Annotated in this window: 11 protein-coding genes; 8 read left to right on the plus strand and 3 right to left on the minus strand. The window is 44.6% G+C overall.

Features of this window, described 5'->3' with window-relative positions; translation table 11 throughout:
* Window positions 1-61 precede the first annotated feature (61 nt).
* Window positions 62-2,347: a GH92 family glycosyl hydrolase gene (locus D0T66_RS09120; RefSeq protein WP_163356978.1), complete on the minus strand. Its 2,286-nt coding sequence runs from the start codon at window positions 2,345-2,347 to the stop codon at window positions 62-64.
* Window positions 2,348-2,916: 569 nt separating this feature from the next.
* Here D0T66_RS09120 and D0T66_RS09125 point away from each other — a divergent pair.
* Window positions 2,917-3,594 (plus strand): hypothetical protein, encoded by a 678-nt coding sequence (locus D0T66_RS09125; RefSeq protein WP_163356979.1) that lies wholly within the window; start codon window positions 2,917-2,919, stop codon window positions 3,592-3,594.
* Between the two features lie 12 nt (window positions 3,595-3,606).
* Here the strand turns inward: D0T66_RS09125 and D0T66_RS09130 are convergent, their stop codons facing one another.
* Window positions 3,607-5,541: an NAD(+) synthase gene (locus D0T66_RS09130; protein ID WP_185154832.1), complete on the minus strand. Its 1,935-nt coding sequence runs from the start codon at window positions 5,539-5,541 to the stop codon at window positions 3,607-3,609.
* Window positions 5,542-5,701: 160 nt separating this feature from the next.
* On the opposite strand from D0T66_RS09130, the gene D0T66_RS09135 reads away from it, so the two are divergent.
* The 7 genes from D0T66_RS09135 to D0T66_RS09165 all read left to right on the plus strand — a co-directional run bounded on the left by D0T66_RS09135 (window position 5,702) and on the right by D0T66_RS09165 (window position 12,041).
* Entirely contained in the window at window positions 5,702-6,295 is a 594-nt protein-coding gene (locus tag D0T66_RS09135) for a MarC family protein (protein ID WP_163356981.1), read from the plus strand.
* Between the two features lie 64 nt (window positions 6,296-6,359).
* Window positions 6,360-7,508, plus strand: a complete 1,149-nt coding sequence (locus D0T66_RS09140; protein WP_255489781.1) for a HAMP domain-containing sensor histidine kinase — start codon at window positions 6,360-6,362, stop codon at window positions 7,506-7,508.
* Between the two features lie 132 nt (window positions 7,509-7,640).
* Window positions 7,641-7,859 carry a DUF6140 family protein gene (locus tag D0T66_RS09145; protein WP_163356982.1) on the plus strand — a complete coding sequence of 73 codons (219 nt, stop codon included), beginning with the start codon at window positions 7,641-7,643 and terminating at the stop codon, window positions 7,857-7,859.
* Window positions 7,860-7,913: 54 nt separating this feature from the next.
* Complete coding sequence (locus D0T66_RS09150; RefSeq protein WP_163356983.1) at window positions 7,914-8,060, plus strand: hypothetical protein; 147 nt, start codon at window positions 7,914-7,916, stop codon at window positions 8,058-8,060.
* A 99-nt stretch (window positions 8,061-8,159) separates the two neighbouring features.
* A complete protein-coding gene (locus D0T66_RS09155) occupies window positions 8,160-8,606 on the plus strand; it encodes a hypothetical protein (protein ID WP_163356984.1) in 447 nt (148 codons plus the stop codon).
* 158 nt (window positions 8,607-8,764) lie between these two features.
* Entirely contained in the window at window positions 8,765-10,495 is a 1,731-nt protein-coding gene (locus tag D0T66_RS09160; protein ID WP_163356985.1) for a DKNYY domain-containing protein, read from the plus strand.
* A gap of 79 nt (window positions 10,496-10,574) precedes the next feature.
* Window positions 10,575-12,041 carry a peptide MFS transporter gene (locus tag D0T66_RS09165; protein WP_163356986.1) on the plus strand — a complete coding sequence of 489 codons (1,467 nt, stop codon included), beginning with the start codon at window positions 10,575-10,577 and terminating at the stop codon, window positions 12,039-12,041.
* Here D0T66_RS09165 and mutY read toward each other — a convergent pair.
* On the minus strand, window positions 12,036-13,091 hold the full coding sequence (gene mutY, locus D0T66_RS09170; protein ID WP_163356987.1) for an A/G-specific adenine glycosylase: 1,056 nt from the start codon (window positions 13,089-13,091) through the stop codon (window positions 12,036-12,038). The two genes, D0T66_RS09165 and mutY, sit on opposite strands and share 6 nt — an antisense overlap.
* Window positions 13,092-13,284: the final 193 nt, after the last annotated feature.

Below are 13,284 nucleotides of genomic sequence, written 5' to 3' on the forward strand. Positions count from 1 at the left end.
CCGGAGAACCTTATATTCTCCGGCTTTTATTGTTTTTCAGAAATTCTGACAACTCTGTGTATTATTCATTGCTAAATGAATATGGTGTGTCCGATGCCTGTGTGCCCCTTGTTGTATTAGGGTTTGCCGACATATTGAACTGGATATTCGCACCCTTCATCAGATCGTCATGTGTTAAAAAGGTCTTCGTGTAATTCTTTCCATTCAATCGCATCGAAGATACATAGCGGTTGGCTTTGCTGTTGTTGTTCGAGCGGATAGTGATTGTTTTGCCATTTTCCAGTTTCACCTTGACCGACTTAAACAACGGCGAGCCTAAAGCGTATTGATCCGAACCCGGGCAGACGGTATAGAATCCCATTGCCGAGAATACGTACCAGGCCGACGTTTGCCCATTGTCCTCGTCGCCGCAATAGGCATCCGCATTCGGGTTGTAGAGCTTATCCATGATTTCGCGTGCCCAGTATTGCGTTTTCCACGGCTGCCCCGACCAGTTGTACATGTAAACCATGTGCTGTATCGGCTGGTTTCCGTGCGCATATTGTCCCATATCCATCACCTGCATTTCGCGCATCTCGTGTATCATCGAACGGCTGGTCATTCCCTTATAGCTTGGGATGATAAATACCGAATCCATCATCGTGTTGAACTCTTTTTTGCCGCCCATCAGGTCTATCAGCCCCTGCGGATCGTGGAACACGCAGAAGCTCCAGTGCCAGCTGTTTCCTTCGGTGAAGTCGTTGCTCCAGTCTTCGGGTACGAATTTAGGATTGAAAACACCCTTGTCGTCGCGACCTACCATCAGCTTATGTTTGGGGTCGTAGACGTTTTTATAGTTCATAGCACGCTTCTTGAACACCTCCAATTCGCTTGTCGGTTTTCCGATTGCTTTACCGAACTGGTAAATCGTCCAGTCGTTGTATGCATATTCCAATGTGCGGGCAACGCTCTGGCTGATGCCTACATTGCTCGGGATGTAACCCATGCGATTGTAATAATCGTGTCCTACACGCCCCGACGCCGAACCTTTCAGGTGTTGAGTAGTCGCATTCATCATCGCGCTCCACAGGCTTGCAGTATCGTCTACACGTACCCCTTTGATATATGCGTCGGCTACGACCGAAGCCGAGTTGTTCCCTATCATACAATCGCGATGCCCCGGGCTCGACCATTCGGGCAGGAATCCGCTTTCTTTCGAAGCATTCACGAGCCACTCCTGCATTTTCTCGTTCATAGAAGGATAAACCATGTTGAGGAACGGGAACAGGCAGCGGAAGGTATCCCAGAAACCGGTATCGGCAAACATATATCCCGGCAATACCTGTCCGTTGAACGGGCTATAGTGTACGATTTGCCCATTGGCATCGTATTCGTAGAAAGTACGCGGGAAAAGCACCGAGCGATACAGGCACGAGTAGAACGTGCGCAGGTTGTCGATGTTGTCGTCTTCCACCTCGATGCGTCCGAGGACTTCGTTCCATTCGTTGCGTCCTTCGGTGCTTATCTGGTCGAACGATTTGCTTCCTAATTCCTGCAGATTGCGTTCGGCTTGTTCGTGGCTGATAAACGAAGATGCTACGCGGGCATGCACCACTTCGCCGCGTTTGGTCGCAAAGCCGATGATGGCGCCTGTGTGGTTTTCCTGCACTTCCAGCTCGTTTTTGCGTATTTCGCTGTCGCCTACGGTCGCTTTGTAGGTGAATGGTTTGTCGAATTGTACGACAAAATAATTCTTGAAGTTCTCTGGCACGCCGCCGCTGTTGCGTGTGGTGTAACCGATTATTTTATTCTCTTCGGGGATGATTTTAACAAATGAACCGCGATCGAAAGCATCTACAATAACATACGATTTGTCATTCTCGGGGAAAGTGAACCGGAACATGGCTGCGCGCGATGTAGGTGCAATTTCGGTGGTGATGTCGTAATCGGCCAGATAGACGCGGTAATAATACGGTTTGGCAGTTTCGGATTTGTGCGAGAACCAGCTGGCACGTTTCTCCTGGTCGAATGTTACCTTGCCTGTGATAGGCATAATAGAAAACTGACCGTAATCGTTCATCCATGGGCTGGGTTGATGCGTCTGCTTGAAACCGCGGATTTTGTCGGCGGTATAGGTATACTGCCACCCGTCACCCATCTTGCCGCTCTGTGGTGTCCAGAAATTCATTCCCCACGGACGGGCGATGGCGGGGTAGTTGTTTCCTGTCGATAATTCGTACTTCGATAACGTTCCTGTCAACGGGTTAACATAATCGACAGGCTCTGTTTTGTTCTGGGCTTGCACGGCAAATAACGAACTCATCATGAGCGTAATGATGCCGGCAATCAATAACTTACTTTTAAGCATAATCATTAAAATAATTTATGAGATAGTTTTTAATATATATGAAATCAATGGTATTTCGATTCTTATAGTATACTGAGAGAAAAGGTTAATATCGGTTTGACAAAGATGTCGAAAAAAATCATACAAATCAAATCATTAAGATTTATTAGCGTTTAATAATTCCACTATTCCATTCCTCCCTAAAAAGCCTCTAAAGTGTCGCTTTTCTGTACCACTTTTTGTCCCGTTTTTTCTATGCTAAATTATATTTATATTGCTTAAATCCAATTGTTTAATTTTATTTTCCGGTACAAAAAAATAGCGTTTTTTATCGAATTACTTTTTCTGTTACTTAACCACAGAGTTCGCGAAGCATCTCGTCACAGCGTGCATTGTCCTCAGTGTATCTCAGTGCCTCCTCTGTGTACCTCAGTGTTACCTTTTTCTTCCTCGTATTATCGGAACGAGATGCCTCCTGCTGTCGGCATGACAAACTTGTAACTAAACATTGATAAACTTATGATTATTATTTACATAATTTTCTTATTTTTGCTGCTGATAACTTTACAAAACTTATTGAATCTGATATTATGATACTATTTGGCTGGTACACTTTTCTCATCAAGTCGTATATGTTCGAAGAACTGGGCATACCGACGGAAGATATTCAGGAAAATATGCGTGTAGAAGTGCGGCAGAAATGCTTCCATTTGTTTTGGATTCCATTTTTCAGCATTGGCAAGCTCTATGCGCTTCGCCGGGGCGACGGCAAATTGTATGAACTTCCGGCTGAAATGGAAAACTTTCTTCGCACACAGACTGTACACAAAACACCTTGGTATACCTATATCGGTTTGATGTTGGTTGCAGCGGTTTGTCTCTTCTTTTGGGTAAATGGTAAATATGAAAGCTATCAGAGCAATAAACAATTGGAACAATTTTACGAGAAAAAGCACGAAGTAACTAATAATCCGCAGATAAAAGATGAATACATACTTTGGACTAATACCTTTTCGAATATTTTTGTAGCAGAGGTGGTAGATGTTAAATCAGACTCGGTGCAGATCAGCCTGTTAAAGAAAAAAGGACATGGTGAAGCGTCTGACGTGCTGTACGAACCTCAATGGGTGACCAAAGAAGAAATCGCTAATGCAGTACCAATAAGAGAAATCCACTGCAAAGACAGCCTGCAATTGTATATCCCCGAATTAGGCGGTGTAACCTCTTATTCGATATACAGGATTCTACGAGGAATAGATAAATATTGACAGGTGCTCCGGTTAAATCCGGATATTATCCAATTCTTTCATCCACAAGGCTGCCGAAGCGTCGCTCACCATGCGCCAGTCGCCGCGAGGCGACAGGTTGACCGAGCCCACTTTAGGTCCGTCGGGCAGGCACGAGCGTTTGAACTGCTGCGAGAAGAATCGGCGGAAAAAGGCTTTCAGCCATTTCAGGATGGTTTCCTTATCATATTCGTTGCCGAAAGCATGTTGCGCCAGGAAAAATATTTTTGCCGGACTGAATCCGCAACGCAGCACGTTATATAAAAAGAAGTCGTGCAGGACGTAAGGGCCTACTACATCTTCCGTTTTTTGTGCGATTTCCCCATTCTCATCGGCAGGGAGCAGTTCGGGGCTGACGGGGGTATCTACCACATCGTGCAATATCGTTTTCGACTGTTCGTCCATTTGCGTATCTGCCACCCATTTCACCAAGGTGCGGACTAATGTTTTCGGGATACCCGTATTCACGGCATACATCGACATGTGGTCGCCGTTGTAGGTGCACCACCCGAGTGCCAGTTCCGACAGGTCGCCCGTGCCGATAACCAATCCGTTCACCTTGTTGGCATAATCCATCAATATCTGGGTGCGTTCGCGCGCCTGGCTGTTTTCGTAGGTGATGTCATGCCTATTCGCGTCTTGATCTATATCCTTGAAATGCTGGTTGACGGCATCGACAATAGATATCTCCACCGAAGTGATGCCTAACGATTTCATCAATTGTATGGCATTGCCGTATGTACGGTCGGTAGTCCCGAATCCGGGCATAGTGATGCCGATAATATTTTCGCGCGAAATGCCCAGTTTGTCATACGCTTTCACCATCACCAAGAGGGCGAGAGTAGAATCCAGTCCGCCCGATACGCCTACCACAGCCTTTTGGATGCTGGTATGCAACAGCCGCTTAGCCAATCCGCCGATTTGTATAGCGAATATCTCCTCGCAGCGCTCGTTCAGCAAAGCATCTTCGGTGGGTACAAACGGGGTAGGGTTGATATATCTGTTCAGCTCGATTTTCTTTTCAGGCTGCTCTATACGGATATAGCGGTAGCTGTTTTTCTCCTGCAAGTGGTATTCAGACAAAGAGAACGACTTGTTTTTCAGGCGGTCGTTCCGCAAGCGGTCGACGTCTATGTCGGCTGTTATCATCCGGTTCTCGAAAGAGAAACGTTCACCTTCCGACAGGATAGCGCCATTCTCGGCAATCAGGCTGCTGCCGCCGAAAACAACGTCGGTGGTGGATTCGCCATTGCCTGCCGCCGCATACACATAGCCTGCGATGCAACGTGCCGATTGCTGGCTGACAAGCGATTTGCGGTACAGGTGTTTGCCTGCCGTCTCGTTACTTGCCGAAAGGTTGAAAATAATATCCGCACCGAACAGCGAAGCATAGGATGATGGTGGAATCGGTGTCCATAGGTCTTCGCAGATATCGAGCGCAAAGTTGAACTCCGGCGTTTCGAAGATTAAATCTATCCCCACCGGAATTTCTTTTCCGAAGATTTCGACCGATTTGCGGCTCAATTCGGCAGAAGAAGCAAACCAGCGTTTATCGTAAAACTCGTTATAGTTCGGCAGGAATGTTTTCGGGACAATCCCTCTGATTTCGCCACGATAGATGACTACGCCCGTGTTGTACAGCCTGTTGGCTATCTCGATGGGCGAGCCGGCGACGATGATGATATTCAGGTTCTTTGTTTCCTCACAGATTTGCTTCAACGCAGCCAGAGCCCCGTCGATGAGCGGGCGCTGGTTGAATAAATCGTTGGCAGTGTAAGACGTTATGCCCATTTCGGGGAAAACGGCCGCTGATACGCCCTGCTTGTCGGCGCGGGTCGCCATATCGATTATCTGTCGGGCATTATAGTCGCAATCGGCAACCTTCACGCTCGGTGTTGCTGCTGCAACGCGTACAAATCCGTAATTTATCATCTTCTTATCGAACTACGTTGTTTTTTCATTAGCAAATTAGCTTTTGGGCTAATTAGCCTATTAATTTTTACAAACTTACAAAAAACCTTTCACCGAACTATGAAAAATTGCTTACCTTTGTATAGAACGGTTTTCAATATAACAATCGATTGGAATCATGAGTTTAAGTCTGACCAACATCCTGAGCGCTTTTATGGTACTTTTCGCCCTGATAGATATTCTGGGTTCGGTGCCTATTTTCCTTAATTTTACGCGCGACGGGCGAAAGGTGGAACCGCTGAAAGCAGCCATTTATGCTTTCGTTATTATGACTATTTTTCTCTTCGTGGGCGAATGGGTACTGAAACTGTTCAATGTGGATGTGTCGTCGTTTGCCATTGCCGGGGCGCTGGTCATCTTTATCATTTCCATCGAAATGGTGTTCGGTATCGAGATTTTCCGCAACGACGCGCCGGGAGGTTCGGCTACGCTTGTCCCTATCGTTTTTCCGCTGGTGGCCGGCCCGGGAACGTTTACGGCACTGCTTTCGATGCGTGCCGAGTATTCGTCGCCCGACATAATTATCGCTCTCTTTGCCAATCTGGTTATTGTATATTTCGTGCTGAAATACCTGAAAGTCGTCCAGCGGATTATTGGTATAGGCGGGGTATATGTTTTGCGCAAATTCTTCGGAATAATCCTGATGGCTTTATCCGTAAAGCTGTTTACCTCTAATATATCTGTTCTTTGGGCAAGTCTTACAGGAAGTTAAATTCTGCGGATACATACTATCCCGTAAACTTTGACGTTCAAAGACAAAGGAATATCTTTACCGGATGAATTTCTCTAACAACAAGGCGTTATATAAGTATATCTTTGCGGCGATGGCAATCGTTATCGCATTCGGTTCGCTTATTATATCCAACATGCTGGTAGGAGATTTGTCCGAAGAGGAACGCAATAAAATGACCATCTGGGCAGAAGCAACCAAAGATTTGGCAAGCAATTCCGAGGGGAGCAGCATGGAATTGATTTTTTTGATTCTCAACAGCAACAAGACCATCCCTGTTATCCATTACGACAAAAAGACCGATCACTTCGATTCGGCTAATATAGACCTGCCCGCAGAAGGGCAGCAGGATTTCCTCCGTAAAGAGGCGATGAAATTCAGCAAAAAGCACGAGCCGATTATTATCGAAGCCGAAGATTTCGAGCAGTTTGTCTATTACGACGATTCCTATACGCTCAAGCGCTTACAGGCTTTTCCTTATATTCAGTTAGGCGTGATGTTTGTCTTTGTGGCAACCTCTTTTCTGGCATTGCTTACGACCAAGCGTGCCGAGCAGGATCGCCTGTGGGTGGGGCTGACGAAAGAGACGGCTCACCAGTTGGGGACGCCTATCTCGTCACTCATCGCATGGGTGGAATATTTGCGGATGAAGGAGGTGGATGCGGATATTACCGATAACATGGAGAAGGATATCGATCGCCTGCAGATAATCACCGATCGTTTTTCGAAGGTCGGTTCGGAAGCTACACTGGAAAAGAAAGACATTGCCGACGCTATCCATCGGATAGTCAACTACCTGAGCGTGCGCATATCGAAGAAAGTGACTTTCACCTTCAACTTCCCCGACCAACCGCTATATGCCAACATCAACGAAATCCTGTTCAGCTGGGTGATCGAAAACCTGACGAAGAATGCCGTAGACGCGATGAGCGGTCAGGGCGGTATCTCGTACACTATATTCGAAAAGAACCAGATAATCTATATCGACATCGAAGATTCGGGGAAGGGTATTCCGAAATCGAAATTCAAAGATATCTTTTCGCCGGGCTTCACCACCAAAACACGGGGCTGGGGGCTTGGGCTGTCGCTTGCCAAGCGCATTATCGAGAAATACCACAAAGGCAAAATATACGTCAAATCCTCGGATATAAATGTGGGGACGATTTTCCGCATAGAGTTGAAAAGGACGGAGTAATTTTGCTATATTTAGAGGTGAAGATCATTTAGCACACTGTGATATGGGTTTATATTGCTGTATGTCATTTTTTATAATAAGGGAGAAGCTGATAACCCGATAATAGTAGGCAAAATATTTAAAATAATTATTATGGCACAATTTAGTGTAAAACTCAAAAACAGTTTCAACCATAAAGGAATTCGTTTTGAAAAAGGAATGGGAGTCGAACTATTGTCTAATCAGACAAGTGCACCAAACTTATTGAGTGCGGGAAAACAAGAGATTGTTAATGCGTTTCATAGGAAATATGGAGTTACTTTAGAAAGTATTCATATTTCAAATAACTATCTGGAAGTGGTAAAGCTTTAGTATTGATATGGGCAGGGGAATATTCTCCTGCTTATTTGTTTAGAAATATGGCAAATGAAAACATTAGAAATATTCAAAAATAAATGTAATACAATTTCTAAACAAATTGAGCAGATAGGGTTGGATAACGATAGTTATTTTGTTATTGATGGTATAATCGAACTTGAGAAATATCTTCAAGCACAATATCATATTTTGTAGGTACTGAAGGAGGCAAATTCAGAAATTGACTCGTGGAGTTATTCCGAAAAATTCAAGGATAAAGAATGGCTATATCGTTGCGGAAAAAGTGTCCCGACATTGAGAAGACTAATTTATACAACTTATGGTATTTTGAGAAATTGTGAATGGAGTGAAATTCCAGATGCAAGCAACGAAGCATCTTTTGAACCATTGCAGGAAATTGCAATAATCAACATTAAGAAAATACCCGGAAGTAGTGTTTCTGAAAGCAATGTGATACAACAAGCCTATTATGATAATCAAGGATTGCTGAAGCGACAAATCGAAACATATAACCCGAATATCATAATATTTGGAAACACATTGCAATATTTTCACAAATCAGATTTTGACGGACTGGAAACGGCAGAAAAGCAAAATACAACGTATGGAAATGCTTTTTATGACATTGGAGATAGATTGTATATTCATACTTGGCATCCGGCTATTCGAGGAGCAGGGTTTACAGATGAGAATTATGTTATGGATATTGTAAATATTGTAAGAAACTGGGAGAAAGAGTGAAACTCAATCGACAAAAATAAAAATATAGCTATTACAAAACCTCAAACGTCAAGCGATAATAATAAAAAGGCAATATTTCCAAATGTGACCTCTCTTTACGAGAATCTTCTTATATTTGCTTAATATCATTTACACATCACACCATAAAACTTACACACATGAAAAAGCTGCTATTTATCCTTTGTTTACTTCCTTTATTGTCATTGACATGTTGTGCCCAAAAGGCATCAGCTCCACCTTCACGCGAACTACCTGCGCAGGTCGATTCTGTTGTTTTCGACGGGGGACGGGGATACAAATATGTCGAAAAGCCCCTGTATATCAAAAATAAAACGAATGTTATCTTTCAACATTTCAATACCCGCAAGATATTTTATCCTGACATGAAATCGTTCCGGGTACTCAATCAGGTTGACGATAGCGGCCTTGCCGTCGACAAGAATGGTATCTACTTTCAGGGTACATTTATCAAAGCCGATACGGCAGGAATCAAGATCATAGGGCGCGACAATAACTATTCCAACTATCAATGGCTGTGGAAAAACAAGGAGAAGGTTTTTAAGAATATGAAAGAAGTGCCGGACGTTGATGCCGCAAGCTTCGAAACAATCGAATGCCTCAACGGAATGTATTTCAAGGATAAAAACTATGTCTATTACTTCGACAAGAAGCTGAAAGGCTCCGATGGACCGAGTGTGAGTAAATCGTGCGAAGGTATGTGCTATGACAAGAATCAGGTATATGTCGACGGGAAGATAGCCCAGTATAAAGGCAAAAAGCTGCAACCTGTAAACGATGCCTTGGCAAAGACCGATACGGAAGTTATCAATGTGCCGACAATGAAGCCCGTAGCAGGCATCGACGCTGCTTCGTTGAAAAAACTGTCGCGCCAGTATTCGATGGACAAATACCATGTATATTACGGCACGACAAAACTGCCTGTTCCTACGGCTCGCCTGAAAAATGTAAAGGTGTGGGATCAGGTCAATCGCGCCTATGTGAGCGACGGTGTAAAGGTATATATAACCGATGCCAAGTATCACGACGGAACACTGGAAGATAAGCTCGACGCCAAGAGCTTCGGCATGCTTCCTCATTCCGATTTCTGTTTCGACAAAAACGGAGTATACGAAAGAGAATATATCGAAAAAGAACAGAAAGTTATTCTGAAGAAATTCCCTTTTAAATACACCGTTCCGCTGACGACCGAAAACACTTTTATCACCGACCACAATTATTATATAGTCTATGTCAATCAGGCCTATAACCCGTGGGATGATAAAATATACTTCGACCTGACCGACAAAGAAATAGAGCACGTTAAACAGGGCGGTTTCCTTTCCGATAAAAAGAATGTTGACGTTGATGAAGAAGCGACTTCGCTCGGATATTATTACAGCCGCAAAGGGAATACTGTTTGGTACATGGGGCGATCGGAGCTATCGGGTATCGAAGACGTAGACAGCTTCGAGCCGATAAACTATCACTATTCGAAAGATAAGAAGAATGTTTATTTCCTCGTTCAGGATTATTATGGAGACAACGGTTGGGTATATCAAATGCATCCTATACCCGGCGCAGATCCGGCCACGTTCGAGGTAGGTGTGCTGACATACGACAAAGAGAATGTGTATGTAGGCACCGAAAATCTGACAAATATCAGCAGCAGAGGGATAGAATTTCTGGCGGTATTTAGCGGCTATCGTCCCGGATGCGGTATGGACACGACGCCTTCTTCTAATTATATTTTCCTGCGGAATGAAGATGGTTTTTGGGTTGTTGCAAGTACATATAGGATGAACGAAAAACAGCATATTTACTATCTGGGCAAAACATTCAACCCTAAATGGAACAAGGTGTTCGAGGATTTTGAATTTCCTGCCCGATAAAAGCCCGATTTTGTAGCGAAGCAATATTTTCCTATTTTTGCAGGCAACGAATCTTCCTGTAAACAATTAAACAACCATAATGGCAAAATTTTCAAGAGCTTTCTGGGTTGCCAATTCGGTCGAATTACTCGAGCGGTTGGCTTACTATGCAGTATTTATTTCGCTTACGCTTTACCTATCGGATATATGGAGCTTCAAAGATTCAACGGCTGCTATCATAGCCGGATCATTCTCGGCACTCCTCTATTTTCTCCCTACCTTCTTAGGCGCTTATTCCGATAAGATCGGTTTCCGCAGAGCGATAATGCTGGCATTTACTCTCCTTTCCATCGGTTATTTGGGATTGGCTATTTTGCCTACCATGCTCGAGAGTGCCGGATTGGTGACCTACGGTGCGGCCAATGCTTCGGTGTTGAATCCCGACAGCGTAATGGATCAGATAATAGGGGCATGTAAAGACTTCTTCGTTTCCATCGGCGTAGGAGATTTCGGACGGCATACCCAGTTTACGGGCTTGGAAAGCAGCATACAACGCTGGACAATTGTGCCTGTCTTGTTGTTTATCGTTTTGGGAGGCGCCTTTATCAAGTCCGTTATTTCGGGTACGGTTGCCAAAGAAACAACTGCCGATACCCGTGCGCGTGGCTTTGCTATTTTCTATATGATGGTCAATATCGGAGCTTTCACGGGGAAAACATTCGTCGATCCCTTGCGTAAAGCTTTGGGCGATCAGGGGATGATTTATCTGAATTACTGCTCGGCAACTGCTACCATATTAGCCCTTGTATTGGTGTTTTTCTTTTATAAATCGGCAAAGACGGACGGACAAGGAAAATCTTTCTCCGAGATATGGACAGCTTTCCTCAAAGTATGCAGCAACGGACGCCTTATCGCGCTCATCCTCATAACGAGTGGTTTCTGGATGGTGCAACAGCAGATGTACGCTTCGATGCCAAAATATGTTATTCGTATGGTAGGCCCGGATGCTTCGCCCGGATGGATTGCCAATGTGAATCCTTTAGTGGTTTTCCTGCTGGTGAATCTGGTGACAAGTATTATGAAAAAACGTTCGGCTCTGTCGTCTATCATGGTGGGGATGTTTATTATACCCATTTCGGCACTTATCATGGCAGGAGGTAACCTGTTGCCCGCGGGAGATATACTGGGGCTTCACCCTGTTACCTTTATGATGATTGTGGGGATTGCCTTTCAGGCAATTGCCGAATGTTTTATTTCGCCACGTTTCCTCGAATACTTTTCGTTGCAGTCGCCGAAAGGAGAAGAGGGGCTTTATCTCGGATTCAGCCACCTGCACTCATTCTTTTCATCTATTATAGGATTCTTTATTTCGGGATTCCTGCTCGAAGCCTTTTGTCCCGATCCGAAAACGCTTCCTCCGGGAACGGATTATGCGGCCGCTACGGCACATGCACACTATCTCTGGTTAGTCTTCTTCGGTATCGGATTGGTCTCAGCTATCGCGCTGATTATCTATGGGCGCGTCGTGAAAGGAATAGACAAAAGAAAGGGGCTGATAAAATCATAATTGCTCCAGATACCTGTCCACTAAACGCGATATAGCATACTTTTCCAAGTCGGCAGTTTTTACTTGTAGGTAATCACCTTGTAATTCATTCTCTATTTCGATGGAGTAGAAGGTCGCATATATTGTTTGATGCGAAAGGATATGCTTCGCCTGAAAAGCCGGTTTTATAGTGACCTTTCCCGCTCGAGCAAATATTTCACGAAAGCGGCTATCCTGTTGCAGTTCGTCGATGGAAAGCTGATTTTCCGATTCAACCAAACCCAATTCGTACAGGTTGTGCCAGATATCTTTCGCCGTTCGTTTGTGCAGGTATATATAATCTTTGTATCGTATATCCAGATAATTGAAGTAGCGGTTTCTGGTCTTTACCTTACCTGCTTTCTTCGGATATTCTCCTATTTTCTGCTCGGCATAAGCCATACACATATCCGAAAGGGGGCATCGCCCGCAATCGGGGTTGGCAGGCGTACATTGCAAAGCGCCGAACTCCATTATCGCCTGATTGTATGTCCCGGGATTCTTCCGGTCTAATAGTTCATCTGCCAATTCAGCGAATTCGCGCTTGCCCTGTGGTGTATCTATCGGTGTAGCTATACCAAAGATACGCGAAAGCACTCGGTACACATTTCCGTCCACTACGGCATAAGGCATATTATAGGCAAACGATGTAATGGCTGCCGCCGTATATTCGCCCACCCCTTTGAGCGAGAGCACATCTTTATATTCCGTCGGGAAAACACCTTTGTATTGCTCGGCAACGATTCGGGCGGTAGCGTGCAGATTGCGCGCACGGCTGTAGTAACCCAATCCCTGCCACAATTTCAATACTTCATCTTCGCTGGCAGCCGCCAAATCTGTTATCGTGGGGTAGTGCTGCACAAACCTGACAAAATAACTATATCCCTGATCGACGCGCGTTTGCTGCAAAATGATCTCCGACAGCCAGATAAGATATGGATCGGCAGTATCGCGCCACGGAAGGTCGCGCTTATGATCTTCGTACCACGAAATAAGCGTAGAAGCAAAACGATTATGGATATAGTTGCTCATGAAGTCCTATAAGGTAGTTAGTTGACGATGTCAAAGGTAGTGAAAATAGTTTTACGAGATTGTTAAGCGGGTGCGTCTTGGTAATTTGTAGCGGGAGAAACAGTCGGAAAAACCTCTTTCGGGCAGCTGCATAGCCTTGTAAAGCAATAATTACAAAGATTTTAAGTAAAAAAATGAACATTTGTTTCCGAAG

The sequence above is a fragment of the Dysgonomonas sp. 25 genome (assembly GCF_010501075.1).
Lineage (GTDB): Bacteria > Bacteroidota > Bacteroidia > Bacteroidales > Dysgonomonadaceae > Dysgonomonas.